The 25,263-nt window shown below is 67.6% G+C and carries 24 protein-coding genes; 17 read left to right on the top strand and 7 right to left on the bottom strand.

Annotated features, from left to right (window positions below; genetic code table 11):
- The first annotated feature begins 7 nt into the window (after positions 1 to 7).
- The 14 genes from AAG565_RS08100 to AAG565_RS08035 all read left to right on the top strand — a co-directional run bounded on the left by AAG565_RS08100 (position 8) and on the right by AAG565_RS08035 (position 14,639).
- Entirely contained in the window at positions 8 to 2,038 is a 2,031-nt protein-coding gene (locus tag AAG565_RS08100; RefSeq protein ID WP_348819070.1) for a chemotaxis protein CheA, read from the top strand.
- Positions 2,031 to 2,771: a flagellar motor protein gene (locus AAG565_RS08095; RefSeq protein WP_348819069.1), complete on the top strand. Its 741-nt coding sequence runs from the start codon at positions 2,031 to 2,033 to the stop codon at positions 2,769 to 2,771. Before AAG565_RS08100 ends, AAG565_RS08095 begins: the two co-directional genes overlap by 8 nt.
- Positions 2,771 to 3,679, top strand: coding sequence for a flagellar motor protein MotD (motD, locus tag AAG565_RS08090; protein ID WP_348819068.1), 909 nt, complete (start codon positions 2,771 to 2,773; stop codon positions 3,677 to 3,679). The genes AAG565_RS08095 and motD overlap by 1 nt, the downstream gene beginning before the upstream one ends.
- Positions 3,676 to 4,143, top strand: a complete 468-nt coding sequence (locus AAG565_RS08085; protein ID WP_348819067.1) for a chemotaxis protein CheW — start codon at positions 3,676 to 3,678, stop codon at positions 4,141 to 4,143. Before motD ends, AAG565_RS08085 begins: the two co-directional genes overlap by 4 nt.
- Positions 4,144 to 4,295: 152 nt before the next feature.
- Positions 4,296 to 4,607: an STAS domain-containing protein gene (locus AAG565_RS08080; RefSeq protein ID WP_348819066.1), complete on the top strand. Its 312-nt coding sequence runs from the start codon at positions 4,296 to 4,298 to the stop codon at positions 4,605 to 4,607.
- 9 nt (positions 4,608 to 4,616) lie between these two features.
- The gene (locus AAG565_RS08075; protein WP_348819065.1) at positions 4,617 to 4,979 is read left to right on the top strand and encodes a response regulator; all 363 of its coding nucleotides are present in this window, start codon (positions 4,617 to 4,619) and stop codon (positions 4,977 to 4,979) included.
- A 14-nt stretch (positions 4,980 to 4,993) separates the two neighbouring features.
- On the top strand, positions 4,994 to 7,063 hold the full coding sequence (locus AAG565_RS08070; protein WP_348819064.1) for a chemotaxis protein CheA: 2,070 nt from the start codon (positions 4,994 to 4,996) through the stop codon (positions 7,061 to 7,063).
- Between the two features lie 24 nt (positions 7,064 to 7,087).
- Positions 7,088 to 7,603, top strand: a complete 516-nt coding sequence (locus tag AAG565_RS08065) for a chemotaxis protein CheW (protein ID WP_348819063.1) — start codon at positions 7,088 to 7,090, stop codon at positions 7,601 to 7,603.
- 14 nt (positions 7,604 to 7,617) lie between these two features.
- On the top strand, positions 7,618 to 10,632 hold the full coding sequence (locus tag AAG565_RS08060; protein WP_348819062.1) for a methyl-accepting chemotaxis protein: 3,015 nt from the start codon (positions 7,618 to 7,620) through the stop codon (positions 10,630 to 10,632).
- 38 nt (positions 10,633 to 10,670) lie between these two features.
- Positions 10,671 to 10,856 (top strand): hypothetical protein, encoded by a 186-nt coding sequence (locus AAG565_RS08055; protein WP_348819061.1) that lies wholly within the window; start codon positions 10,671 to 10,673, stop codon positions 10,854 to 10,856.
- Positions 10,853 to 11,734, top strand: coding sequence for a CheR family methyltransferase (locus AAG565_RS08050; RefSeq protein ID WP_348819060.1), 882 nt, complete (start codon positions 10,853 to 10,855; stop codon positions 11,732 to 11,734). The genes AAG565_RS08055 and AAG565_RS08050 overlap by 4 nt, the downstream gene beginning before the upstream one ends.
- Positions 11,735 to 11,737: 3 nt before the next feature.
- A complete protein-coding gene (gene cheD, locus AAG565_RS08045; protein WP_348819059.1) occupies positions 11,738 to 12,364 on the top strand; it encodes a chemoreceptor glutamine deamidase CheD in 627 nt (208 codons plus the stop codon).
- Positions 12,365 to 13,408, top strand: coding sequence for a chemotaxis response regulator protein-glutamate methylesterase (locus tag AAG565_RS08040; protein ID WP_348819058.1), 1,044 nt, complete (start codon positions 12,365 to 12,367; stop codon positions 13,406 to 13,408).
- An 88-nt stretch (positions 13,409 to 13,496) separates the two neighbouring features.
- Complete coding sequence (locus AAG565_RS08035) at positions 13,497 to 14,639, top strand: methyl-accepting chemotaxis protein (RefSeq protein ID WP_348819057.1); 1,143 nt, start codon at positions 13,497 to 13,499, stop codon at positions 14,637 to 14,639.
- Between the two features lie 21 nt (positions 14,640 to 14,660).
- Here the strand turns inward: AAG565_RS08035 and AAG565_RS08030 are convergent, their stop codons facing one another.
- The 7 genes from AAG565_RS08030 to ilvB form a co-directional block, all read right to left on the bottom strand.
- Positions 14,661 to 15,311 (bottom strand): TetR/AcrR family transcriptional regulator, encoded by a 651-nt coding sequence (locus tag AAG565_RS08030; protein ID WP_348819056.1) that lies wholly within the window; start codon positions 15,309 to 15,311, stop codon positions 14,661 to 14,663.
- A 48-nt stretch (positions 15,312 to 15,359) separates the two neighbouring features.
- Positions 15,360 to 16,133, bottom strand: a complete 774-nt coding sequence (locus AAG565_RS08025) for an enoyl-CoA hydratase (protein WP_348819055.1) — start codon at positions 16,131 to 16,133, stop codon at positions 15,360 to 15,362.
- An 84-nt stretch (positions 16,134 to 16,217) separates the two neighbouring features.
- Positions 16,218 to 16,685, bottom strand: a complete 468-nt coding sequence (locus tag AAG565_RS08020; RefSeq protein WP_348819054.1) for a hotdog fold domain-containing protein — start codon at positions 16,683 to 16,685, stop codon at positions 16,218 to 16,220.
- Positions 16,685 to 17,560, bottom strand: coding sequence for an alpha/beta fold hydrolase (locus AAG565_RS08015; protein ID WP_348819053.1), 876 nt, complete (start codon positions 17,558 to 17,560; stop codon positions 16,685 to 16,687). The genes AAG565_RS08020 and AAG565_RS08015 overlap by 1 nt, the downstream gene beginning before the upstream one ends.
- 91 nt (positions 17,561 to 17,651) lie before the next feature.
- Positions 17,652 to 18,575 (bottom strand): LysR substrate-binding domain-containing protein, encoded by a 924-nt coding sequence (locus AAG565_RS08010; protein WP_348819052.1) that lies wholly within the window; start codon positions 18,573 to 18,575, stop codon positions 17,652 to 17,654.
- A gap of 90 nt (positions 18,576 to 18,665) precedes the next feature.
- Positions 18,666 to 20,681: an elongation factor G gene (gene fusA / locus AAG565_RS08005; RefSeq protein WP_348819051.1), complete on the bottom strand. Its 2,016-nt coding sequence runs from the start codon at positions 20,679 to 20,681 to the stop codon at positions 18,666 to 18,668.
- 51 nt (positions 20,682 to 20,732) lie between these two features.
- Positions 20,733 to 22,565, bottom strand: a complete 1,833-nt coding sequence (gene ilvB / locus AAG565_RS08000) for a biosynthetic-type acetolactate synthase large subunit (RefSeq protein WP_348819050.1) — start codon at positions 22,563 to 22,565, stop codon at positions 20,733 to 20,735.
- Positions 22,566 to 22,680: 115 nt separating this feature from the next.
- Here ilvB and ilvN point away from each other — a divergent pair, with 115 nt between their 5' ends.
- The 3 genes from ilvN to pssA all read left to right on the top strand — a co-directional run bounded on the left by ilvN (position 22,681) and on the right by pssA (position 25,159).
- Positions 22,681 to 23,181 (top strand): acetolactate synthase small subunit, encoded by a 501-nt coding sequence (gene ilvN, locus AAG565_RS07995; protein WP_348819049.1) that lies wholly within the window; start codon positions 22,681 to 22,683, stop codon positions 23,179 to 23,181.
- Positions 23,182 to 23,247: 66 nt separating this feature from the next.
- Complete coding sequence (gene ilvC, locus AAG565_RS07990; RefSeq protein WP_348819165.1) at positions 23,248 to 24,264, top strand: ketol-acid reductoisomerase; 1,017 nt, start codon at positions 23,248 to 23,250, stop codon at positions 24,262 to 24,264.
- Between the two features lie 94 nt (positions 24,265 to 24,358).
- Positions 24,359 to 25,159 (top strand): CDP-diacylglycerol--serine O-phosphatidyltransferase, encoded by an 801-nt coding sequence (gene pssA / locus AAG565_RS07985; RefSeq protein ID WP_348819048.1) that lies wholly within the window; start codon positions 24,359 to 24,361, stop codon positions 25,157 to 25,159.
- Positions 25,160 to 25,263: the final 104 nt, after the last annotated feature.

The raw sequence follows: 25,263 nt of genomic DNA, 5'->3' as shown, positions 1-25,263 counted from the left end.
CGACGCCATGAGCACCGGAGCCGACGACGACATCCGTGCCGACTTCCTCACCGAAGCCGGTGAACTGGTCCAGCGCCTCGGCGGCCAGCTGATCGAGCTGGAGAGCCGTCCCGAGGACAAGGGTCTGCTCAACGACATCTTCCGCGCCTTCCACACGGTCAAGGGCGGCGCCGGCTTCCTCGAACTCAGGGAGCTGGTCGAGCTGTGCCATGCCGCCGAGGACGTGTTCAACGCGCTGCGCGCCGGCAAGCGTGGCATCAGCCCCGAACTGATGGACGCAGTGCTGCAGGCGCTCGATCACGTGCAGGCGATGATGGACGCGGTCGCCGCCCGCGCCGAGCTGACGCCGGCGCCGCCCGAACTGCTGCACACGCTGCATCAACTCGCCCAGGCCGCTCCGGCCGCGCCGCCGCCGGCACCGGCGCAGGCGCCGTTGCCGATCGAGCCGTCGCCGGCCGCGGCGCCCGCGACCACCGAGGCAGCGGCTGTGCCGCGGACGCGCAAGCGCAGCAAGAAGGCGGCAGCGCCGTCCGCCGACACGATCACCGAGGACGAGTTCGACGCGCTGCTCGACGAACTGCACGGCAAGAACAAGGCGCCCGCCGGGGCCGCCGCGGCGGAGACGGCCAAGGCCGGCACGATCACCGAGGACGAGTTCGAGGCGCTGCTCGACCAGCTGCACGGCAAGGGCGGCGCACCCGGTGGGGTCCCGCCGCCAGCGGCGCCGGTGGCCGAGCCCGCTGCTGCGGCGCCTCCAGTGCCCGCGCCGGTATCCCCGGCGCCGGTGACCGCGCCAGCGGCCGAGCGCCGCGCCGCGCCCGCAGCGCCCGCCGCCGCGCCGCCTGCGGAGACCACGGTGCGCGTCGATACCGCGCGGCTCGACAAGATGATGAATCTGGTCGGCGAGCTGGTGCTGGTGCGCAACCGTCTCAAGGCCCTGTGCGGCCGCTCCGCCGCGCCGGACATGGCGCGCGCCGTCGGCGAACTCGACTTCATCGCCCGTGGCCTGCAGAACGCGGTCATGCAGATCCGCATGCAGCCGGTGCGCAAGGTGTTCTCGCGCTTCCCCAAGATCGCGCGCGATGTCGCGCGCGGCCTCGGCAAGCAGGTGGAGGTGGAGCTGATCGGCGAGGACACCGACCTCGACAAGAATCTGGTCGAGGCGCTGGCCGACCCGCTCGTGCACATGGTGCGCAACAGCGTGGACCACGGCATCGAAATGCCCGACGAGCGCGTGCGCCGCGGCAAGCCGCCGGCCGGCAAGCTGGTGCTGTCGGCCGCGCAGCAGGGCGACAGCATCCTCATCACCGTGCGCGATGACGGCGGCGGCATGGACCCCGAGCGCATCCGCAGCAAGGCCGTGGAGAAGGGCCTGCTGGCGCCCGACGAGGCGGCCGCGCTCAGTGCGGACGAATGCCTGCAGCTGGTGTTCCTGCCGGGATTCTCGACCAAGGAGCAGGTATCCGACCTGTCCGGCCGCGGGGTCGGCATGGACGTGGTGATGTCGCGCATCAAGGCGCTCGGCGGCAGCGTGCGCGTCGAATCACAGCTCGGACACGGCAGTGCCGTGCACATCCGCGTGCCGCTGACCATGGCCATCCTGTCGGCGCTGATGGTGTCGGCGGACGGGCGCCAGTTCGCGCTGCCCCTGGCGCCGGTGCTCGACATCTTCGAGCTGCATCCGGGCCGTACCGACAAGCTGGATCGCTGGGACGTCGTGCTCACGCGCCGCGATACGCTGCGCCTGGTCTATCTCGATCCGTGGCTGGCACATCCTTCCGAGGACCGCGTGCGCCACGTCGTCGTCGCCCAGGTCGGCGACGAACGCTACGGCTTCGTCGTGCGCGAGGTGCGCGGTCGCGAGGAGGTGGTGATCAAGCCGCTCGGTCCGTCGCTGCGCGGGCTGCCGGGCGTGTCCGGCGCAACCGTGATGCCCGACGGCCGTGTCGCGCTGATCCTCGATTTCGCCGGCCTGGTCGAAGCCTACCGGCGCACGCTGACACGGCACCGCGCCGAGCTGGGAATCGCTCATGGATAAGCTGTCCGTGATCGGCGTGGTGCTCGCGCTGTTCGCCATCGTCGGCGGCAGCATTCTCAAGGGTGCCGGAGTCGGTGGCCTGGTGAATCCGGCCGCGTTCGTCATCGTGCTCGTCGGCACGCTGGCGGCGATCATGATCCACACGCCGATGACCACCTTCAAGCACGCGATGAAGATCCTGCGCTGGGCGTTCAAGCCGCCGGCGCTCGACCCGGAGGGTCTGATCGCGCGCATCGTCGAGTGGAGCGGCGTCGCCCGCAAGCAGGGCCTGCTCGCTCTGGAGGGCAACGCCGAGTCGGAGCCCGACCCATTTCTGAAGAAAGGCCTGCAGATGCTGGTCGATGGCGCCGAGCCGGATGCGATCCGCGCGATCCTCGAAGTGGACATGCAGACCCGCGAGCACTTCGACCAGCAGAGCGCCAAGGTCTTCGAGGGCATGGGCATCTACGCGCCGACTCTGGGCATCATCGGCGCCGTGCTCGGCCTGATGGCGGTGATGAAGAACCTCGCCGATCCGAGCAAGCTCGGCCACGGCATCGCCGCGGCGTTCACCGCGACGATCTACGGCATTGCGTCCGCCAACCTGTTCTTCCTGCCGATCGCCGCCAAGCTCAAGGCCGCGATCGCCGATCAGACCCGCCTGCGCGAGATGACGATCGAGGGCCTGATCGCGATCTCGCAGGGCGAGAACCCGAAGAACATCGAGTCGAAGCTCAAGGGCTTCCTGCACTGATGGCCAAGAAGCACAAGCACGAGGAGCACACCAATCACGAAGCCTGGGCGATCCCCTATGGCGACCTGATCACGCTGCTGCTCGCGTTCTTCGTCGTGATGTACGCGGTGTCCTCGGTCAACGAGGGCAAGTACCGCGTGCTCGCCGACTCGCTGTCCACGGCACTCGGCGGGCCGCCGAAGTCGCTCAAGCCGATCCAGATCGGCGACAAGCCGGAGAAGGGCCAGCAGTCGGCCGCCGAGTTCAACACGGTGCGGATGAAGGGGTTCCCGCAGGAAGGCGAGAGCATCCGCCCGCATGTACCGGGCGAGTCGCTGGGCGAGGCCGGCCAGCGTGGCATGGAGAGCCTGCAGCGCATGGCCAATGCGGTCCAGGAGGCGATGCAGGGCCTGATCGACCAGAAGCTGGTCCTGGTGCGCCGCACCGACCAGTGGCTCGAAATCGAGATCAACACCGACATCCTGTTCGCCAGCGGCATCGCGCAGGTCTCCAAGTCCGCCGAGCCGGTGCTCTACGACCTCGCCGGCATCCTCAAGCAGTTCCCGAACCTGCTGCGCATCGAGGGACACACCGACAACGTGCCGATCTCGACGCTGGCCTTCCCGTCGAATTGGGAGCTGTCCGCTGCGCGCGCGGCCAGCGTCGTCCACCTGTTCATGCAGGCCGGCATCGATCCGGCGCGGATGACGGTCATCGGCCTGGGCGAGTATCACCCGGTGGCCGACAACCGCAGTGCGGAGGGCCGCAATCGCAACCGGCGCGTGGTGGTCGTCGTGATGGGCGAGGGCAGCGAGCAGCGCCAGGTCGTGCGGGAACTCAGCCTGGAAGCGCCCGCGAGCGCGCAGGACACCGTCGTGGTGCCGCCCGGTACGCTGAGCGCGGCCGAGGTGCAGGAGGCTTCCCCGTGAGTGACCCGACAGGACAGCGCAAGGACGACAGCGTGTCGCGCTGGGTCTGTTTCGAAGTGGGCGATCAGGTTTACGGTCTGCCCATCCTCGCGGTCCAGGAGGTGCTGCGCGACGTCGAGATCGAGCCGGTGCCGGGCGCGACGCAGCACGTGCTGGGGGTGCTGAATCTGCGCGGCAATGTCGTCACCGTGCTCGATCTGCGCGTGCGTCTGGGGCTGCCATCGGCGCCGGCGGATGCGGATACCCGCATCGTCATCGTCGAGCACGACGGCGAGAGTTTCGGCTTGCGCGTCGATCGGGTCGCCGACGTGCGCAAGATCATCGACGGCGCCATCAAGCATGCGCCGGACATCGGTGCCGCGCGCGGTGCCGTGCGCGTGCACGGCGTCTATACCCGGGATGGCGGGATGCTGACGCTGCTCGACAAGGACTCGCTGATCGGCGACGTCCGCTTCGTGGCCTGAGCGGCGCGGATGCCATTCGGCGGTTCAAACGGATCACTCGTCCAAATTCCCCCCATGTCCCTGAACCATCAGGCGTTAATAGCCGGAGAGTAGCTGGGACGGCGCATCGCGCCGGCGGGTGCGCAGAACGCGCGAACCTGAAGGAGTAGGCGGTGGGCACATCGAGCAAGGCTGGAAGCCGCAAGTCGCGGCACAACCCCACGATCCGTCTGGCGGCCGAACTGGGCATGGATGGCATGCGCGATCTGCACGCGCAGTTGCTCGGCTGCTGGGAGAGTGCCGGCACCGTCACACTCGAGGCCGCAGAGGTGCAGCGCGTGCACGGCGCCGCGCTGCAGCTGTTCTGCAGCTTCTTCCGCGATCGCGGCCGCGCCGGGCGCGAAACCCGCTGGCACCAGCCGACCGACGCGCTGCGCAGCGCCGCCGCCCTGCTCGGCCTCACCGAACTGATTCAATTGGCTTAAGGAGCTGGCATGAGCCGGATTCTCGCAGTGGATGATTCGACGTCGATGCGCCAGATGGTGGCGTTCACGCTCAAGTCCGCCGGTTTCGACGTCGCCGAGGCGCCGGACGGTGTCGAGGCGCTGGAGATGGCGAAGAAGGAGAAGTTCAAGCTCGTCCTCTGCGACGTGAACATGCCCAAGATGGACGGCATCACGCTCGTCAAGGCGCTGCGTCAGCTTCCCGATTACAAGTTCACGCCCCTGCTGATGCTGACCACCGAATCGGGGCCGGAGAAGAAGCTCGAAGGCAAGCAGGCCGGTGCGACCGGCTGGCTGGTCAAGCCCTTCAATCCCGAGCAGTTGATCGCGACGATCCAGAAGGTCATCGGCTAGGGCCGGGCTCCGTCATGGCGATCGACATCACCCGCTTTCACCAGACCTTCTTCGAGGAGAGCTACGAGGGTCTGGACGCCATGGAGGCGGCGCTGCTCCGTCTGACGCCTGCTTCGGCGGATGCCGAGGCGATCAACGGCATCTTCCGTGCTGCGCACTCGATCAAGGGCGGCGCGGCGACCTTCGGCTTCAAGGCCGTCGCGGATTTCACCCACCTGCTGGAGACGCTGCTCGACGAGATGCGCTCCGGCGAGCGCGAGACCACGCCGGTCGAGATCGATGTCCTGCTGCGTTCGGTGGACGTGCTGCGCAACCTGCTCAACGCCGCGCGCGACGGCCAGAACGCCGATGCCGCGGTGGTCGGACGGCTCGCCGACGAGCTCGCCTCGGTCCTGCACGGCGGCAGCACATCGCCGGCTGCGGCCAGCGCGCCGCCGGCGTCGGCGCCGGCCAGCGAGGGCTGGCGTATTCGGTTCGAACCCAAGGCGCAGCTGTTCGCCAGCGGCAACGATCCGGTGCGCATCCTGCGCGAGCTGGCGTCCCTCGGCCCGACGACGGTGCGCTGCGACACCGCAGCGCTGCCGGACCTGACCGATCTCAATCCCGAGGCCTGCTATCTCGCCTGGGACATCGAGTTGCGCGGCAGCTGTCCGCGTGACGCGGTGATGGAGGTGTTCGCCTGGGTCGAGGACGAATGCCATCTGATGGTCGCGCCACTCGCCCCCGTGGCGCCGGCGCAGCCGGCCGCGGCCACGGCCACAGCGCCGGTCCCCACGCCGCCGCCCGCACCGGCGCCCGCTGCCGAGCCGCCGAAGGTGGTGCCGCTGGCGGCGCCGGCGCGCGAGGCCGCCGCGGGCGATACCCGCGAGCGGCGCAGCGAGCCGCCGCGCGGCGAGGGTGGTTCGATCCGTATCGCCACCGAGAAGATCGACAGCCTGGTCAACCTGGTCGGCGAACTGGTGATCACGCAGGCGATGCTGCAGCAGCTGGCGAGCGGGCTCGATCCGGTGCAGCACGAAAAGCTCTTCGCCGGTCTGTCGCAGCTCGACCGCAACACGCGCAGCCTGCAGGAAGCGGTGATGTCCACGCGCATGCTGCCGGTGGACTTCGTGTTCTCGCGTTTCCCGCGCATGGTGCGCGATCTAGCGGCCAAGCTCGGCAAGCAGGTGCGTCTGGTGACCAGCGGCGAGCAGACGGAGATCGACAAGAGCGTCATCGAACGCATCGCCGATCCGCTGACGCATCTGGTGCGCAACGCCATCGACCATGGCATCGAGAAGCCAGAACAGCGCGTCGCCGCCGGCAAGGATGCGACCGGCACGATGCGCCTGTCCGCATCGCATCAGGGCGGTCATATCGTCGTCGAGGTGGCCGACGACGGTCGCGGACTGGATCGCGGCCGCATCCTGGCCAAGGCCGCGGAACGCGGACTGCCGGTCGCCGAGTCGATGAGCGACGCCGAAGTCTGGCAGCTGATCTTCGCGCCGGGATTTTCCACCGCCGCGGAGGTCACCGACGTCTCCGGCCGTGGCGTCGGCATGGACGTGGTGAAGAAGAACATCGAGGCGCTCAACGGCGCCGTCGATATCGCCTCGGAAGCCGGCAAGGGCATGCGCGTGACGATCCGCCTGCCGCTGACGCTGGCGATCCTCGACGGCATGTCGGTCGCCGTCGCCGACGAGATCTTCATCCTGCCGCTCAGCTCGGTGGTCGAGTCGCTGCAGCCGCGCCCGGAACAGGTCAAGCGTATCGCCCAGGAAGGCACGGTCGTCCGTGTCCGCAACGAATATCTGCCGCTCATCGACTTGCGCGAGTGGTTCGTGCTGCCCGGCCCCAAGATGGCGGCACATCAATCCATCGTCGTGATCGTCGAGGCCGAGGGCAAGAAGGTCGCCCTGCAGATCGACGATCTGGTCGGGCAGCAGCAGGTCGTGATCAAGAGTCTGGAAACCAACTACCGCCGCGTGCGCGGCATTTCCGGGGCGACGATCCTCGGCGACGGTCGCGTCGCGCTGATCGTCGATATCGGCGCGGTCGTGCGCCTGCTCGCGCATCCGGCGAACGGCGTCGGCATCGCGGCATGAGTCCATTCCGAAGGAATTCCTGACATGAGCACCGCAAGTTCCGAAATCAGCGACAGCGGCACACACGCCGCGGCGAGTTCGCCCAACGAGTTTCTGACCTTCACGCTCGGCGACGAGGAGTACGGCGTCGATATCCTCAAGGTCCAGGAGATCCGTGGCTACGATACGGTCACCCGAATTCCCGACGCCCCGGACTTCATCAAGGGCGTGATCAACCTGCGCGGCACGATCGTTCCGGTCGTGGACATGCGTTTGAAGTTCAAGCTCGGCCGCGCCGAGTACAACGAGTTCACCGTGATGATCATCCTCAACGTCGCGCACCGCGTCGTCGGCATGGTCGTCGATGGGGTGTCCGACGTCCTGCAACTCACGCCCGAGCAGATCCGCCCGGCGCCGGAGTTCGGCAGTGGCGTCAACAGCAAGTTCATCACCGGGATCGGCGCGCTGGACAACCGCATGCTGATCCTCGTGGACATCGAGAAGCTCATGACCAGTGCGGACATGGCTCTGATGGATTCCAGCTCACAGTCATTGCAATGAGAGGCGCGAACGCCATGAAGACCGATACGACACCGACGCCGGAAACGGCCGCGCCGACCGTGAGGTCGCGCAATACTCCCCGGGCCGCCGCGAAGAAGGCGCCGGCCGGACGCGCCAAGGCGGGCAACGGTGCGGCGCGCCCCCGCGCGACGTCGGACGACCAGGTTGCCGCGATCTACCAGGCGCTGGCCGTCGTCGAGATGACGCCGGACGGCGTCATCGCCGATGCCAACGACAAGGCCCTGGCGCTGTTCGGCTACGCGATCGAGCAGGTGCGCGGGCAGCATCACTCCATGCTCGTCGATCCCGCCGAGCGCGTCGGCGATGAATACCGCTCGTTCTGGGAACGTCTCGGACGCGGCGAGTCCGTGTCGGCCCAGCAACGTCGCGTCGGCAAGGACGGGCGCGAGATCGTCGTGCAGGTGGTGTGCACCCCGGTGCGGGATGGCGCCGGGCGAGTGCAGCGCTATATCGAGCTGTCGTCCGACGTCACTGCCGACGCGCGACGGGCGGACGAGATCCGTGCCGAACTCGAGGTGCGTACGCGCATCATGAACGAGACGAGCATCGTCTCGATGGCCGACAAGAAGGGCGACATCCTGTCGATCAACGACAAATACGTCGAGATCTCCAAGTACACGCCCGAGGAGCTGATCGGCTCGCCGCACAGCATCACGCGGCATCCGGACATGCCGAAGGAGACGTTCAAGAAGCTGTGGGCCACGATCGGCCGCGGCAACGTCTTCCGCGGCGTGATCAAGAACCGCGCGAAGGACGGTTCGCCGTACTATGTCGATGCGGTGATCGCTCCGTTCATCGGCAAGAACGGCAAGCCGGAGAAGTATCTGGGTGTGCGCTACGACATCACCCAGGCGGAGATCGAAAGACAGAACATGCAGGGCATCGTCAACGCCCTGAACAAGTCGCAGGCCGTGGTCGAGTTCGATCTCAAGGGCAACGTGACTACCGCCAACGACCTGTTCCTTGCCGCGATGGGCTACACGCTCGCCGAGATCAAGGGGCAGCATCACAGCATGTTCGTCGATCCCGCGTACCGCAGCAGTCCCGAGTACCGGCAGTTCTGGGAAAAGCTCGGCCGCGGCGAGTATGACGCCGGGCAGTACCGGCGCTTCCGCAAGGATGGATCCGAGATCTGGATCCAGGCCAGCTACAACCCGATCTGCGACGAGATGGGGCGCCCGTTCAAGGTCATCAAGTACGCGACCGACATCACCGAGAAGGTGCGCGCCGAGCAGGCGCTGCGCCTGGCCGTCGAGCAGTCCCGTGCGGTCCTTGCCGCTGCGGCCAAGGGCGACCTGAGTCAGCGCGTGCCGATGGACGGCAAGTCCGGCGAGATCGAGGCGCTGTGCGCGGGCATCAACGCGATGCTGTCCGACGTCGAGGCGGCCTCGGTGCGCGAGAAGAAGGTGGCAGCCGAGAATCTGCGCATCCGCAACGCGCTGGACAACGTGTCCACCAACGTGATGATCGCGGACAACGAGCGCAACATCGTGTACATGAACGCGGCCGTGGTCGAGATGCTGACCAAGGCCGAGTCGGACATCCGCAAGGCGCTGCCGCACTTCGACGTGCGCCGGCTGCAGGGCGCGAAGATCGACATGTTCCACAAGAATCCGGAGCACCAGGCACGCCTGCTCGCGACGCTGCGCGAGACCTATCGAACGCAGATCTCGGTGGGTGGACGCACCTTCGCGCTGACCGCAGCACCGATCATCAACGAGGCCGGCGAGCGCCTGGGCTCGGTCGTCGAATGGAAGGATCGGACCGCCGAAGTCGCCGTGGAGGCGGAGGTCGGCAGCATCGTGCAGTCGGCCGCCAACGGCGACTTCACGCGCCGCGTCTCGCTCGAAGGCAAGGAAGGCTTCTTCAAGCTGCTCGCCGACAGCATCAATCAGTTGCTCGATACCAGCAACGTCGGTCTCAACGAGGTGGCGCGCGTGCTCGGCGCGCTGGCGACGGGTGACCTGACGCAGCAGGTCGAAGGTGATTTCAAGGGCACCTTCGGCAAGCTGCGCGACGACGCCAACCAGACCGTCGCGCAGCTGACGCAGATCATCACGCAGATCAAGGAAGCGACCGACACGATCAACACGGCGGCCAAGGAGATCGCCAACGGCAACGCCGATCTGTCGTCGCGTACCGAGCAGCAGGCGGCTTCTCTCGAAGAGACCGCGTCGTCGATGGAGGAACTGACCAGCACGGTCAAGCAGAACGCCGAGAACGCCAAGCAGGCCAATCAGCTCGCGGTCGGCGCCTCGGATGTCGCGCGCAAGGGCGGCAGCGTGGTCAGCGAGGTGGTCTCGACGATGAACGCGATCAACGAGTCGAGCAAGAAGATCGTGGACATCATCAGCGTCATCGACGGCATCGCGTTCCAGACCAACATCCTGGCGCTCAATGCCGCGGTCGAGGCGGCCCGCGCCGGCGAGCAGGGACGCGGTTTTGCGGTCGTCGCCGCCGAGGTGCGCAGCCTGGCGCAGCGCAGCGCCGGTGCGGCCAAGGAGATCAAGGCGCTGATCGGCGATTCCGTCGAGAAGGTCGCCAATGGATCCAAGCTGGTCGAACAGGCTGGCAAGACGATGGAAGAGATCGTCACCAGCGTGAAGCGGGTCACCGACATCATGGCGGAGATCAGCGCGGCCTCGCAGGAACAGAGCCAGGGCATCGAGCAGGTCAACCAGACCATCACGCAGATGGACGAGGTGACGCAGCAGAACGCAGCGCTGGTCGAGGAGGCGTCGGCGGCGGCGCGCTCGCTGGAGGAGCAGGCCGATGGCCTCGCGCATTCGGTGAGCCAGTTCAAGCTGTCCGAATCGGTGGAGCGCCCTCCGCTGATGGCACGTCCGCAGTCCAAGCCCGCGTCCGCGACAGGCAAGCCCGCGCCGCGTCCGGCTGCGGCGAAGCCGCAGGCCAAGCCGGCCGTTGCGGCCAAGCGCCCGGCACCGGCCAACGGTGGCGCGCGTCCACCGGCAGCGGCGAAGTCGGACGACCAGTGGAGCGAGTTCTAGTCGCAGCGTGATGCCATCGATGCCGGAGAACGAGCCCCATGGACCCCAGGCCCCCGCAGGAACGCCGCACGGCCGTACCGCGCGACGACGAGACCCCGGAGGATCTCCCGGTCTGGCTGCGCTGGTTCGCCAATCTCGGCCTGAGTCTGTCGGCGGCTGATTGCGCGCTGATGCCGGCCGCACGGCGGCGCACGGTGCAGCCGGCCCGCCGTCTGCGTGTATGAGCGCGGCGCTGGCGGCCGAGGAACGGAGCGCGGGTCGTGAATTCCTGTTCACCGAACGCGACTTCAACCGCATCCGCAAGCTGATCCATGCGCGTGCCGGCATCTCGCTGGCCGACACCAAGGAGCAGATGGTCTATAGCCGGATCGCGCGTCGTCTGCGCACGCTGCGCATCCGCTCGTTCCGCGACTACCTCGACTGGCTCGAAGAGCAGGATGACGAGGCCGAGGAGTGGCAGGCGTTCACCAACGCCCTGACCACCAATCTGACGTCGTTCTTCCGCGAGGCGCATCACTTCGATGCGCTCAACAAGTTCCTCAAGGCGCAGCCGCGCGGCCGGCCGGTGCGGATCTGGTGTACCGCGGCCAGCACCGGCGAGGAGCCGTATTCGCTGGCGATCACCGCCTGCGAAGCGTACGGCACGCTGACGCCGCCGGTGTCGATCCTGGCGAGCGACATCGACACGCAGGTATTGTCGATCGCGGAGCGCGGCGTCTATCCGATGGAGCGGATCGAACGGCTGTCGGCGGAGCGCCGCAAGAAGTTCTTTCTCAAGGGTCATGGCGCCAACGCCGGCAGCTGCCGCGTGGTCGAGCCCTTGCGGCGCTTGCTGACGTTCCGCCAGATCAACCTGCTGGAACCACGCTATCCGGTGCACGGTCCGTTCGACGTGATCTTCTGCCGGAACGTGATGATCTACTTCGACAAGAAGACGCAGCTCGAAGTCCTGAGGCGCCTGATCCACCTGCTGGCACAGGACGGCCTGTTCTTTGCCGGACATTCGGAAAGTTTCTTCCACGCCTCGGATCTGATCCGGTCCGTGGGGCGCACGATCTATCGCCGAGCGGACAGCGGCGCCGGGCGGCCCGGAGGCCACTGAGCCATGTACGCGATGCGCAAGGCACGCAACACCAGCCGCTGGCAGGCGCCGGCCGAGCCGACGGCGTATTACGACAAGCGCTTCGACAGCCACGCGCTCAAGATCCTGCCAGGGGAATACATCGTCGCCGATCGCGACGTCATGCTGGTCACGGTGCTCGGCTCGTGTGTGTCGGCGTGCATCCGCGATCCGCTGGCCAGGGTCGGCGGCATGAATCACTTCATGCTGCCGGAGACCGAGAGCGAGGGCGCGGCCAGCGAAACCGCGCGCTATGGCGCCTATGCAATGGAAGTGCTGATCAACGAGCTGATCAAGGCGGGCGCGGCGCGTTCGCGGCTGGAGGTGAAGGTGTTCGGCGGTGCGGCGGTGCTGTCGGGCATGCGCGTCAGCAACGTCGGCGAGCGCAACGCACGCTGGGTGCTGCGTTACCTGGAGGCCGAGGGATTCGCGGTGCAGGCACAGGATCTGTTCGGAACCCATCCGCGCCGCGTCCATTACTTTCCGATGACGGGCCGGGCCCTGGTCAAGGAGCTGCCGCTGACCGGGGAACCCGAGGTTCTGGCGAGCGAGCTCCTGTATCGCTCGCGTCTGCGCGATACGCCGACGCAGGGCAGCGTGGAGCTGTTCTGAATGGAGAGAAAGATCCGCGTCCTGGTGGTGGACGACTCGGCGCTGATGCGCAGCCTGCTGAGCGAGTTGCTGTCCGCCGATCCGCAGATCGAGGTCGTCGGCAGCGCGCCGGACCCGTACGTCGCGCGCGAGAAGATCAAGCAGCTGGTGCCGGACGTGCTGACGCTCGACGTCGAGATGCCGCGCATGGACGGGCTCACGTTCCTCGAAAACCTGATGCGGCTGCGGCCGATGCCGGTGGTGATGGTCTCGTCGCTCACCGAGCACGGCGCCGAGATCACGCTGCAGGCGCTGGAGCTGGGCGCGGTCGATTTCGTGACCAAGCCCAAGGTCGATCTCGAAGCGGGCCTGCGCGAGTACGCCGACGAACTGGTGTCCAAAATCAAGGCGGCGGCCCGTGCCCGCGTGCGCAACATCGATGCAAGCGCTGCGCGGCCCCAGGCGCCCGCGGCGCCACGCAAGCGCATGTTCCGTACCACCGAGAAGCTGATCGCCATCGGCGCATCGACCGGCGGCACGGAAGCCATCAAGGAAGTGCTGATGCGCATGCCGGCGGATGCCCCGGCCATCGTCATCGTCCAGCACATCCCGGCGGCCTTCTCCGGCCCATTCGCCGCGCGCATGGACCGGACCTGCGCGATGCGCGTGTCGGAGGCGCAGGACGGCCAGCAGATCGTCCCCGGCCATGCCTATATCGCCCCCGGCGACTGGCATCTGCGCGTCGTCCGCGATGGCGCACGCTACGTTTGTCGGCTGGATCAGACCGCACCGGTGAATCGTCACCGCCCGAGCGTGGACGTTCTGTTACGGTCCGTGGCAGACAATGCAGGGACCAATGCCGTGGGTGCGATTCTGACTGGAATGGGCGAGGACGGGGCGCGCGGACTGCTGGCGATGCGCGAGAGCGGCTGCCGGACCGTGGCCCAGGATGAAGCGACGAGCGTGGTCTGGGGCATGCCCGGTGCCGCGGTCAAGCTCGGTGCCGCCGAACAGGTCCTGCCTCTCGACCGTATCGCAGGGCAGTTGCTGGCATGGACGAGCTGAACCTTTTCGCGGCGCCGGCGCGGGATCGGCAGGAGACCCGCGCAGCGGCGTTCACACGGGCAGAAGCCCTGCGCATGCGGAGTGCAAAATGAATTTGGACCACTACAAACCGTTGATCGTGCCGGCCGTGCTGACCGCCTTGCACGTCGTCGTGCTGGCGGCGGGCATCGGCGGCGTTGCGGCCTGGGCATCGGGACTGGTCGCGCTGGCGTCGTGGTTCGCCGGCGCATGGCTGCAGGTACGGCAGCTCGAGCACGCGCAGGCCGAGACGGCGCGCATGAAGGCCGAGGAAGCGCGCCGCAAGTCGTCGCTTGCCGAGTTGCGCGGCGGCCTGGGCGGCGAGATCGAAGGGGTCGAACGCGAAATCACCCGCGTCCGCAACCTCATTGCCGAGTCGGTGCGCCAACTCGGCGCAGCCTTCGAGGAGATGACACGCCAGTCGCAGCACCAGCAGGCTGCGGTGTCGCGCATTCTCAGCCAGACCGGTGACGGCGGCGGCGGTATCGACGTGCGCCGCTTCGCGGAGACCGCTGCCGGGCTGATGAACAGCTTGGTCGAGTCGCTGGCACAGGTCAGCCGCCAGAGCTCGGAAAGCGTCCGTCAGATCGACGAGATGGTGAAGCAGCTCGATGCCATCTTCGAACTGCTGGGAGACGTCAAGTCGATCGCCGATCAGACCAATCTGCTGGCGCTCAATGCCGCCATCGAGGCGGCGCGGGCCGGCGAGGCCGGCCGGGGCTTCGCCGTGGTCGCCGAGGAAGTCCGCAACCTCTCCGAGCGTTCGACCAGTTTCAACGAGCAGATCCGCAAGCTGGTGTACAGCTCCAAGGAGGCGGTCGCCAAGGTGCGCGAGACGGTCGGCGAGATGGCTTCGCGCGACGTCAGCCTCAGCGCCGGAGCCCGCGACGAGGCGAGCCGGCTGCTGTCGCAGGTGCAGAGCATCAATGATGGCCTGGCGGCCGGCATCCGCGAGGTGTCCGCGGCGCGCGAGGAAATCTCCGATGCGGTCGGCCGTGCCGTGCGCTGCCTGCAGTTCGAGGACATCTCGACGCAGGCGCTGGGCGCCGCGCTGCGCCATGCACAGCGCATCGAATCGATCAACGACGAAGTCGCGCAGTCGGCCGGTCTTGAAGCGGCGCCGTCCGCCAGGCCGCACGAGGACTGGCGCAAGCCGCAGCACAAGCCGGTCGAGCAAGTCTCGATGCAGTCCGGGGCGGTCGAGCTGTTCTGATTGATTGCGGCCGCGCGGCCGCTAGCGCGCAGCGCCGCCGAGCAGGCGCGAACCCATGCGAATCAAGCGCGGAGTCTCCGGCGTGGTCGGCACGCCGCGCAGGAAGATCTGCGTGGCGAAGCGTGCGGTCTTTTCGAGGTCGCGCCGGGGTTGCTGCACCACGAGCCGCGCGAGTTCGTAGCCGGCGCCGAAGGACACCGCCGTCAGGGCATCGACATCGAGTTCCGGGATCAGCCCGCGCACGATGGCATCCTGCAGATCCGCGCGCAGCGACTGCATGATCAGGCCGAAGAAATTGTCCTTGTAGAACGAGTGCACGACCGCTTCGTTGCGGAACATCAGCTCGAAGAATTCCGGATCGGCACGCGCTTCCTGGAGCACGGCGAGATAGGCCTCGTAGAAGAAGGATTCGACGTCCGTGGCGCGCTGGCGCGCGAGGTGGATGCGGTCCTGCATGTTCTGCAGCCGCGTTTCGACCAGGGCCCGGAACAGCGATTCCTTGTCGGGGAAGTAGTTGTAGAACGTCCCGGCGGCCAGACCCGAGCGGCGGATCACGTCGCGGATCGTCATCGCCTCGTATCCGGTTTCGAGAAAACAGCGGCGCGCCGCTTCGAGGATCGAGGAGCGGTTCGCGGTCTTGTTGCGTTCGCGTTTGCCCATGACGGTGGTCATGGGCCGATTATGCGGTGTTTGCGGACCTGGCGCGACGAATCCCGCGCTTCAGCTGAAACGCGAGAAATCCGGCTTACGCTTCTCGACGAAGGCGTTGAGCGCCTCCTTGGCCTCCGCGCCGTGCAGCATCGCGCCAAAGTACCGGGCCTCGTGCAGGATCACTTCGCGCAGGAAGTCGGACCGCCAGTGCTTGAGCAGGGCCTTGGAGGTGCGCAGCGCTGCCGGCGGCTTCTGCGCCAGCTTCAGGGCCTGCGCGCGGGCATGGTCCAGCACCTGATCGTCGGGCAGCACGGCGTTGATCAGACGGGCATCGAGCGCGGCCGCCGCGGTGAACGGCTCGCCGAGCAGCAGCAGCTCGGCGGCCTGAACATGGCCGATCATGCGCGGCAGCAGGTAGGTCGAGGCGTACTCCGGGCAGATGCCGATGTTGACGAACGGCATCTGGAAGCGCGTTGACTGGCCGGCATAGGCCAGATCGACGTGCAGCAGCAGCGTCGTGCCGACACCGATCGCGGGCCCGTTGAGCGCGGCGACCACCGGCTTGGCCACGCGTGCGAGCGCGAGCATGAAGCGCAGCACCGGGGCGTTCTCGTCGGTCGCCGGCGCCTTGAGAAAATCCACCATGTCGTTGCCGCTGCAGAAGCAGTCCGGCGTGCCGGTCAGCAGCACGCTGCGCACCGCCGGGTTCTGGTCGATTCGGGCGCAGATCTCGGCGAGCTGCGTGTACATCGCCTGCGTCAGCGCATTCTTCTTCTCGGGGCGGTTCAGGCGCACGGTCATCACGCCGTCGGCGACATCGCACAGGATCAGATCGGTGGTCATGCGTCAGGGGCAGGGCAGCCAAGGGGTGGGCGCGATTCTAGCCGGATTCGCGCGCCGCGCCTGCGCTGTTCGGAGGAAGCGCCGTCACGCAGGCCTGCGCGGCGAGATGTACATCGTGATGTCGGCCTCCATCACGGTGTCGCCGGCGCGGTCGCTCACCCGCACCGGCACGACGCGGTCGCCACAGAAATCCGCACCGATCGGGGCGTCGAGCTGCGCGATCGCGCTGAGATCGGTCGTGGCCTTCTTCAGATAGCGCACGCTCATGCCGCGCGGAATCCAGCGCAGCGCCGGCGGCAGGCTGGATTCGAGCATGGTGCCGGCGGCCAGTTCGCACATCGCGCACATCGCGACGGCATTGACCGTCCCCAGGTGGTTGTGGATCTTGCGCCGGTTGCGCACGCTGACCTCGGCGTGGCCGCTGCGCAGCTCGCGGAACAGCGGCGAGATCGACGCGAAGTAGGGCGAGCGGCGGCAGACCGCATACGAGAACAGGTGTGCGCCGAACGGATAGCGGCGCGCACGGGCGAACAGCTCGGCGGGCGTGGCCATCAGGCGGCCCGGGCCAGCGCAGGCAGCGCCTCGGCGCGCAGCCAGTCGGCAGTCTGCTGCCAGACGGTGCGCGGCATGCGGCTGCGGAAAAAGCCGAAATGGCCGATTTCATCGATGCCGAGTTCGCACGGATCGAGCGTGCGCAGCTCGATGTCGGCATTGCGGAAGTACCCGGACAGCGCAGTCACGGCGCGGGGCGGCGCGTAGAAGCGGTCGTCGGCGATCGAGACCATCAGCAGCCGGCCGCGGTAGCGTTCGAAGCCCGCGCGCAGCGACCGGCCACGCTCATCGACGAAGAACTCCCGGTGCCGGCCCCAGCGTGCCCATTCGCGGGCCACGCCGCCGGGCAGCTCGACGTCCATCAGCGCGGCCGGCAGGTGGCCGGTCAGCGCAACCGCCGCGGGGATCGCGAGGTGCCAGAGTCCTACCATCAACGGTTGCAGCGTCGCAGGCCAGTGCCGCCAGTAGCCGGACTGTGCGGCGATCGACAGCGCGGCACGGATCAGGTGGTTGTTCGGCGCCAGTCCGAGCAGCTGGCCGCCGACGGAATGGCCGACGCTCAGCAACGGCAGGCGCGGATAGCGCGCGTGCAGCCACTGCAGTGCCGAGGCGTAGTCGATCGTGCCCCAGCGACGCATCGTCACCTGTTCCGGCGCGGCCGCGTGCCAGCGTGAATCGCCGATGCCGCGGTAGTCGTAGCTCAGCACGGCGAAGCCCTGTCCGGCGAGGAAGCGCGCGTACGGGGCGTAATAGCGGCGCGGTGCGCCGGTCGCCGAGTTGATCTGGACCGCCGCGATTGCGCCGGGCGGCTCATAAAGCGTCGCAGCGAGCGGGTGGCCGTCGTCTGCGGCGAGGGTCAGGTGGATTTCGTGCATCGCACGCTCCGGGGACGTCGAATGCCCGCAGACTAGGCGTGCGTGAAGACGCCGACAAACGAAAACGAAACGCCGATCAGATGAATCGCGCTCACCCGACCGGTTGTGGGCCGCGCTCTTCGCCGATGCCTTGCAACAGCCCGCGCAACCAGCTGCGGAAGACGACGACCTCGGGCCTCTCGCTGTCCTCGGGGCGGTGCAGCAGGTAGTAGCCCTGCGGAATGTCGAACCGGAGTCTCGGCCAGGGGATCGCCAGCTTGCGCCGCGCGATCCATGGATCGACCATCGGCAGCAGGCCGAGGGCCAGTCCCAGCCCCTGTTCGGCGGCGCGCAGGATCGCCAGGTAACTGTCGAGCCAGACGTCGCGATGCGGCGTGCCGAGCGTGACGCCGGTTGCCGCGGCCCACTGGGCCCAGCCGTCCGGCATCGGCGAGGAATGGATCAGCGTGATGCCTTCGAGTCGGCCCGGATCGCGGGTGCGCAGGATCCGGGCCAGGGCCGGGGTGCACACCGGCAGGGCCGACATGCTCAGCAGCCGTTCTGCATGCAGACGCGGCCAGCGGCCGTCGCCGAACCGCAGGGCGATGTCGGTGTCCTCGTGCAGCAGATCGACCGGACGCAGGTCAGTGTCGATGCGCACGTCGATGTCGGGGTGTGCTTCCTGGAACGACGGCAGCGCCGGCAGGATCAGCTCGCTGGCGATGAACGGTCCGGCGCTGATCTTGAGCTGCGCGCGCGCATAGCGCTGCGCGACCCTGGCGCTGCCGCTGCGCAAGTTCGCCAGGGTGTCGCGGACGACCTTCAGATAGGCTGCGCCGCCGTCGGTGAGTCCGAGCGAGCGGTTGCCGCGGCGGAACAGCGCAAAGCCGAGGAAGGCTTCGAGCGCCTTGATCTGGTGGCTGATGGCCGACGGTGTCAGGTGCAGTTCCTGCGCCGCGAGCTTGAACGACGCGCGTCGCGCCGCGGCCTCGAAGGCCTCCAGCGTATGCAGCGGCGGCAGGCGGCGGAATTTCATCGAGGGCAGCGTGCAGGTCGCAGATGGCAGGCTGCAGGAAAGCCGCGCCGTTGTGCAAGCTGCGGCGCGCAACCCGCAACCGCCGCTGGTTCAGTCGGTCTCGTCCTTGCGCCGCTGCGCGTGCCGGTGCATCAGCTCCTGCTGGAGCTTGGGCGGTGCCGTCTCGTAATGGCTGAAGCTCATCGTGTAGGCGCCTTCTCCGGCGGTCTGCGCCTTGATCCGGTGCAGCAGGTCGCCCAGCTCGCCGAGCGGTGCCTGCGCCTCGATCAGCATCTGATGTCCCGCAAGGGCCTGCTGCTGGAGGATGCGGCCGCGCAGGGTCGCCAGCTCGCCGGTGATGCCGCCGACGCTGGTCTCCGGGCCGTGGATCGCGAGATTCATCACCGGTTCGAGCACAACCGCGCCCGCCTTGTCGATCGCGTCGAGGAACGCCTTGCGGCCGGCGATCTGGAACGCCACTTCCTTGCCGTCCACCGGATGCGTCTTGCCGTCGTGGACCGTGACGCGCACGTCCTGCAGCGGAAAGCCGGCGATCGCGCCACTGTCGAGCACCTGGCGCACGCCCTTCTCGACCGCCGGGATGAACTGCGACGGGATGGCCCCACCTGTGACGGCATCGACGAACTCGAAGCCGGCACCGCGTGGCAGCGGTTCGACGCGCAGGAACACCTCGCCGAACTGGCCGGCGCCGCCGCTCTGCTTCTTGTGGCGGCAGTGTCCCTCGGCGGCGCGCGTGATGGTTTCGCGGTATGGCACGCTCGGCGGGCGCGTCCTGAAGCGGATGTTGAACTGCGAGGCGAGGCGTTCGAGCGCGACCCGCAGGTGAAACTCGCCGTGGCCGTAGAGCACCGTTTCGTTGAGCGCGGGGCGGATTTCCAGGCGCAGACTGGGGTCCTCGGCGGTCAGCTTGTGCAGGCCGTCGGACAGTTTCTGCTCGTCTCCATGCTTCTCCGGCTCGATCGCCAGTCCGAGCATCGGCGGCGGCAGCACGGGTTCGCGCAGGTGATGGTGATCCTCGTCGTGCGAGTCGTGGACCACGGCGTCGTAATGCAGCTCATCGACCTTGCTGATCGCGCAGATCTCGCCGGGCAGGGCGCTGCGCTTGTCGGTCAGCGTGGAGCCTTGGATGTCGTGCAGGTGGGCGAGCTTGAACGGCTTGCGTGCGTCACCGACATAGAGTTGCTGGCCGGCGCGCAAGCGGCCCTGGTGTACGCGCAGCAGCGCGACGCGGCCGGCGTAGGGGTCGATGGCGACGCCAAACACATGGGCCAGCGCGTGGCGCTCGGGGTCGGGAATCACGGTCACGGCTTCGACGGCGTCGCCGGAACCCTTGACGAACGGTGGCGCGTTGCCTTCGAAGGGATTGGGCAGCAGGCGCGCGCCGAGGTCGAGGAGCTCGGGGATGCCGGCGCCGGTCTGTGCGCTGGTGAAGCAGACGGGGATCAGATGTCCCTCGCGCAGCGCGCGTTCGAAGGCATCGTGCAGCTCGCGCGGCGTGACGCTGTCGTCACCGGCGAGATAGCGTTCCAGCAGCGCTTCATCGACCTCGATGACCTGCTCGATGATCGCGCGGTGCGCATCGGCGATGCTGCCGAAGTCGGTGGCCGGTCCATTGCGGCTGAAGAAGCAGTCGAGCACCCGCGTGCCGCCGTCGGCGGGCAGGTTGATCGGCAGGCATTCGGGGCCGAAGGCTTCGCGCAGGGCGGCGAGCAGCGAGGGCAGGTCGCCGCCGCGATCGATGCCGTTGATCACCAGCACACGGCAAAGGCCGCGCTCGCGCGCCGCGTCCATCAGGCGCCGCGTCGCCAGCTCGATGCCGGCCTGCGCATCGACGACGACCAGCGCCGATTCGACGGCCGGCAGCGCCGCGAGGCTGCGCCCGATCAGGTCGGGGTAACCGGGCGTGTCGAGCAGGTTGATCCGGCAGCCTGCGTGTTGCAGGTGCCAGGCGGAGACCGCGAGGGTATGCGCGGCCTGCTGCCCGTTGCCACCGCCGGGCGGCGCCGCGCCCGAGCGCGCCAGCAGCGCCGCGAGCAGGCGGGTCTTGCCGCTGCCGGTCTGTCCGACCAGCGCGATGTTGCGGAATTCCGCCGTTGACTCGCTCATGGACCGTCCCCGCCGACCCGGTCCGTGCACCTTAACCCAATCGGGGGACGATCAGAACATCTGCGTGGACTTGACGTCCATCTTTTCCGGCGCCGCGTGCGTGCGCGACGCGATCCAGTCGCCGGTGATCATCTGGTCGTAGGACATGCCGGGCCCGACCATCGGATAGACCGAGGCCATCGGGTCGATCACGACTTCGAGGAAGGCCGGCCCGGGGAAGGCGACGAACTCGGCGATGACGCCGGCGAGGTCCTCGCGGCGTTCGACGCGCTTGGCGAACTTGTAGCCGTCGGCCTCGGCGGCCTTGATGAAGTCCTTCTGGTGCAGGCTCTTGTCGGAACCGGCATAGCGGCTGTCGAAGAACAGGCGCTGCCACTGCTTGACCATGCCGTCGCCGAAATTGTTGAGCACGACGATCTTGACCGGCAGGTTGTAGGTCGTGACGGTTTCCAGCTCGCCCAGATTCATGCGGATCGAGGCGTCGCCGTCGATGTCGATGACGATCTTGTCCCTGCGCGCGAACTGCGCACCGATCGCCGCCGGCAGGCCGAAGCCCATCGTGCCCATCGAGCCGGAGGTTAGCCACAGGCGCGGCTCGCGGAAGTCGAAGTACTGCGCGGCCCACATCTGGTGCTGGCCGACGCCGGTGGCGACGACCGCCTCGCCGCGGGTGATGCGGTTGATCTCCTCGATCACCGCGTGCGGCTGGATGTGGCTGCCGCCGCGCTCGTAGTTCATCGCGTAGGTCTTCTTCAGCTCGGCGATGTGCGCATGCCATGCGCGGTAGTCGGGCTTGAAGCCTTGACCGATGGCGTATTCACGCAGCGTGTCGAGTGCCGGCACCAGTTCACCGACGTGGTGCCAGTGCACGCGCTTGACCTTGTTGATCTCGGACGGGTCGATGTCGAGATGGGCGATCCACTTGGCGCCGCGCGCGAACTTGGCCGGCACGCCGGCGACGCGATCGTCGAAGCGCGCGCCGACCGCGATCAGGAAGTCGCAGTCGTCGGTGGCGTAGTTGGCAAACGCCGTGCCGTGCATGCCCAGCATCTGCAGGCACAGCGGATCGGTGGTGTCCACGCAGCCGATGCCCATCAGCGTCGTCGTCACCGGGACGCCGAACGCCTTCGAGAATGCGCGCAACGCAGCGGACGCTTCGCCGTGGATCACGCCGCCGCCGGCGTAGATCAGCGGACGCCGCGCCTGGCGCAGCATGTCGAAGAAGCGCGCCGCGGCGTCGCCGGTCAGGCGGTTGTCGCGCACTGCCTTCAGGCGCGCGCGGTAGCCGGGGATCGGCAGTACGCCTTCGCCAGCGAAGGTGCCGGTCCAGTTCTGCACGTCCTTGGGGATGTCGATCACCACGGGACCCGGACGGCCGGTGCGGGCGATCTCGAAGGCGGTGCGCACCGTGGCTTCGAGCTTCTTCGGATCGGTGACGAGGAACACGTGCTTGGCGGCGGCGCCCATGATCGAGCTGATCGGCGCTTCCTGGAAGGCGTCCGAACCGACTGCGGCGGTCGGCACCTGGCCGCAGATCACGACCATCGGGATCGAGTCGGCCATGCAGTCGCGCACCGGCGTGACGGTGTTGGTCGCGCCCGGGCCGCTGGTGACCATGCACACGCCGACCTTGCCGGACGCGCGTGAATAGCCGGCGGCCATGAAGCCGGCGGCCTGTTCGTTGGCCGGCACGATCAGCGGCATCTTCTCGCCGTTGGCGGCGTTGAAGCGGAAGATCGCGTCGTAGGTCGGCAGGATCGCGCCCCCCGAGTAGCCGAAGACGACGTCCACGCCCTCGTCGGCCAGGATCTGCACGACGATCTCCGCGCCGCTCAGGGTCGCGCCGGCGCGGGGATGACGGGAGGCGGGGGCGGGGGCGTTCATCGGTACAGCGGCTCCGGCGGCTGATGGCAAAAAGCGCGTGATGTTAGCTTGATTTCGCAGTGCGGCAAAGCTATGTTGCGCGCCCCCGCAGGCCAATCCCCCCGCTGTCCGCGACATGCGCCACATCATCTCCATCCTGCTGCAGAACGAGGCCGGCGCGCTGGCCCGCGTGGCCGGCATGTTCTCGTCGCGCGGCTACAACATCGACTCGCTGTCGGTGGCGCCGACCCACGATCCGTCGGTGTCGCGGCTGACGCTCGTCACCAGCGGTTCGGACGCGGTGATCGAGCAGATCATCAAGCAGACGCGCAAGCTGATCGACGTCGTCGAGATCATGGACCTGTCGAGCGCCGACCATCTCGAGTGCGAGCTGCTGATGCTCAAGGTCGAGGTCGATGCGGCCTCGGCGCGCAACGTCATCGAGTTCGTGCGCCAGAACCGCGCGTCGATCCTCGACGAGTCCGAGAACACGCGCATGATCCAGCTCGCCGGCACCGGCCGCGAGATCGATACCTTCGTCGCCGAGATCGGGCGCATCGCCAAGGTGCTGGAACTGGTGCGTTCCGGCGTCGCGGCGATGGAGCGCGGCCACAGCGTGATCGAAGTGCCTGCCTGATGGGCAGTTGAGTGCGGGGCCGGCCGGCCCTGATTGAAAGTGAGTTCGCGGAGCGAAGAAATGTCTATCAACGTCTATTACGACAAGGACGCCGACCTGTCGATCATCCAGTCGAAGAAAGTCGTGATCGTCGGCTACGGCTCGCAGGGCCACGCCCATGCGCTGAACCTCAAGGACAGCGGCGTCGATGTCACCGTGGCGCTGCGTCCCGGCTCGACGGCGATCGCCAAGGCCGAGGGTGCCGGCCTCAAGGTCAAGAGCGTCAAGGATGCCGTTGCCGGCGCCGACGTCGTGATGGTGCTGACGCCGGACGAGTTCCAGGCCGAGCTGTACAGGAACGAACTCGAACCCAACCTCAAGAAGGGTGCGGCGCTGGCCTTCGCGCATGGCTTCGCGATCCACTACAACCAGATCGTGCCGCGCGCCGACCTCGACGTGATCATGATCGCGCCCAAGGCGCCGGGCCACACCGTGCGCAACGAGTACACCAAGGGCGGCGGCATTCCCGACCTGATCGCGGTGTTCCAGAACGCGAGCGGCAAGGCCAAGGAGCTGGCGCTGTCGTATGCGTCGGCGATCGGCGGCGGTCGTTCCGGCATCATCGAGACCACATTCAAGGATGAGACCGAGACCGACCTGTTCGGTGAGCAGGCGGTGCTGTGCGGCGGCGCCGTCGAGCTGGTCAAGGCCGGTTTCGAGACGCTGGTCGAGGCCGGCTACGCGCCGGAGATGGCCTACTTCGAGTGCCTGCACGAGCTCAAGCTGATCGTCGATCTGATGTACGAGGGCGGCATCGCGACGATGAACTACTCGATCTCGAACAACGCCGAGTACGGCGAGTACGTGACCGGGCCCAAGGTCATCAACGCCGAATCGCGCAAGGCGATGAAGCAGGCCCTGCTCGACATCCAGACGGGCAAGTACGCCAAGGCGTTCGTGCTCGAAGGCAAGTCCGGTTACCCGGAGATGACGGCGATGCGCCGCCTCAACGCCGCGCATCCGATCGAGCAGGTCGGCGCGCGGCTGCGTGCGATGATGCCGTGGATCGGCAAGAACAAGCTGGTGGACAAGTCGAAGAACTGACCGGCGGTCGATCGTGGACATGGGGCGCCTGCCGCCGCCCTTATGTTTTGCGCAGTCGCTTGAGTAAGATGCGCGAAAGTTCCGGAACCCGCCGATGGACGAGACGACCGTCGTCAAGCCGCGCCGCAAGGGCATCTACCTGCTGCCCAACCTGTTCACCACCGGTACGCTGTTCGGTGGCTTCTTCGCCATCGTCATGGCGATGGCCGGGCGTTTCGACGCGGCGGTCTACGGCATCCTCGTCGCGATGATCGCCGACGGCCTCGATGGTCGCATCGCCCGCCTCACCAACACGCAGAGCGACTTCGGCAAGGAATACGACTCGCTCTGCGACATGGTGGCCTTCGGCGTCGCGCCGGCGATCCTGGTCTATGCGTTCTCGCTGCACCACCTGGCCGACTACAAGTGGCTGGGCGGCAAGCTCGGCTGGGTGATCGCCTTCACCTATACCGCCTGTGCGGCGCTGCGCCTGGCGCGCTTCAACGTGCTGGCGGCGATCTCCAGCTCCAACAAGGACTTCTACGGCGTGCCCAGCCCCGCGGCGGCGGCGGTCGTGACCTTCTTCGTATGGAGCTGCGTCGATGACAGCCACTCGCTGTTCGCCTGGGTGTCCGGGCGCGTGCCGTTCGCCGGTGACGACGTGCTGTGGCTGGCGGCGCCGCTGACGCTGGCGACCGCGCTGTCGATGGTGTCGAGCTACCGCTACAACAGCTTCAAGAAGCTGAACCTGGTCGGCCGCATGCGCTTCGTGTCCTTCGCGACCGTCATCGGCGTGCTGACGCTGACGCTGATCGATCCGCCGCGCATCCTGTTCCTGGCGTTCTTTGCCTACGCATTGTCCGGCCCCGCCGCCGTTCTGTGGAGGCGCTACCGTTCGCCGGCGCGCAGCACCTGACCGCAAGTCCTTTCCAATCCAGAGATGAGCCTGAAGGGCGGATCTGAGTGAGGGGCTGTCAGGCGGCGGGACGCTGGGCTTTGCTGATGGAAAGGAACAACTGA

Source organism: Fontimonas sp. SYSU GA230001, assembly GCF_040066175.1.
GTDB lineage: Bacteria > Pseudomonadota > Gammaproteobacteria > Nevskiales > Nevskiaceae > Solimonas.
Note: the sequence above shows the minus strand (reverse complement) of the source record. Positions and strands in the feature narration are given on the sequence as shown.

What these genes read in the sequence shown, in the direction of transcription:
- AAG565_RS08065 (WP_348819063.1), top strand. Translation starts at nt 7,088, where the DNA reads ATGAGCACCGCAAGTTCCGAAATCAGCGACAGCGGCACACACGCCGCG.
- AAG565_RS08100 (WP_348819070.1), top strand. Translation starts at nt 8, where the DNA reads ATGAGCACCGGAGCCGACGACGACATCCGTGCCGACTTCCTCACCGAA.
- AAG565_RS08030 (WP_348819056.1), bottom strand. Translation starts at nt 15,311, where the DNA reads ATGACCACCGTCATGGGCAAACGCGAACGCAACAAGACCGCGAACCGC.
- AAG565_RS08095 (WP_348819069.1), top strand. Translation starts at nt 2,031, where the DNA reads ATGGATAAGCTGTCCGTGATCGGCGTGGTGCTCGCGCTGTTCGCCATC.
- ilvN (WP_348819049.1), top strand. Translation starts at nt 22,681, where the DNA reads ATGCGCCACATCATCTCCATCCTGCTGCAGAACGAGGCCGGCGCGCTG.
- AAG565_RS08015 (WP_348819053.1), bottom strand. Translation starts at nt 17,560, where the DNA reads ATGCACGAAATCCACCTGACCCTCGCCGCAGACGACGGCCACCCGCTC.
- AAG565_RS08050 (WP_348819060.1), top strand. Translation starts at nt 10,853, where the DNA reads ATGAGCGCGGCGCTGGCGGCCGAGGAACGGAGCGCGGGTCGTGAATTC.
- AAG565_RS08055 (WP_348819061.1), top strand. Translation starts at nt 10,671, where the DNA reads ATGGACCCCAGGCCCCCGCAGGAACGCCGCACGGCCGTACCGCGCGAC.
- pssA (WP_348819048.1), top strand. Translation starts at nt 24,359, where the DNA reads ATGGACGAGACGACCGTCGTCAAGCCGCGCCGCAAGGGCATCTACCTG.
- ilvB (WP_348819050.1), bottom strand. Translation starts at nt 22,565, where the DNA reads ATGAACGCCCCCGCCCCCGCCTCCCGTCATCCCCGCGCCGGCGCGACC.
- motD (WP_348819068.1), top strand. Translation starts at nt 2,771, where the DNA reads ATGGCCAAGAAGCACAAGCACGAGGAGCACACCAATCACGAAGCCTGG.
- AAG565_RS08075 (WP_348819065.1), top strand. Translation starts at nt 4,617, where the DNA reads ATGAGCCGGATTCTCGCAGTGGATGATTCGACGTCGATGCGCCAGATG.
- AAG565_RS08060 (WP_348819062.1), top strand. Translation starts at nt 7,618, where the DNA reads ATGAAGACCGATACGACACCGACGCCGGAAACGGCCGCGCCGACCGTG.
- AAG565_RS08025 (WP_348819055.1), bottom strand. Translation starts at nt 16,133, where the DNA reads ATGACCACCGATCTGATCCTGTGCGATGTCGCCGACGGCGTGATGACC.
- AAG565_RS08020 (WP_348819054.1), bottom strand. Translation starts at nt 16,685, where the DNA reads ATGGCCACGCCCGCCGAGCTGTTCGCCCGTGCGCGCCGCTATCCGTTC.
- AAG565_RS08035 (WP_348819057.1), top strand. Translation starts at nt 13,497, where the DNA reads ATGAATTTGGACCACTACAAACCGTTGATCGTGCCGGCCGTGCTGACC.
- AAG565_RS08010 (WP_348819052.1), bottom strand. Translation starts at nt 18,575, where the DNA reads ATGAAATTCCGCCGCCTGCCGCCGCTGCATACGCTGGAGGCCTTCGAG.
- AAG565_RS08070 (WP_348819064.1), top strand. Translation starts at nt 4,994, where the DNA reads ATGGCGATCGACATCACCCGCTTTCACCAGACCTTCTTCGAGGAGAGC.
- cheD (WP_348819059.1), top strand. Translation starts at nt 11,738, where the DNA reads ATGTACGCGATGCGCAAGGCACGCAACACCAGCCGCTGGCAGGCGCCG.
- AAG565_RS08040 (WP_348819058.1), top strand. Translation starts at nt 12,365, where the DNA reads ATGGAGAGAAAGATCCGCGTCCTGGTGGTGGACGACTCGGCGCTGATG.
- fusA (WP_348819051.1), bottom strand. Translation starts at nt 20,681, where the DNA reads ATGAGCGAGTCAACGGCGGAATTCCGCAACATCGCGCTGGTCGGACAG.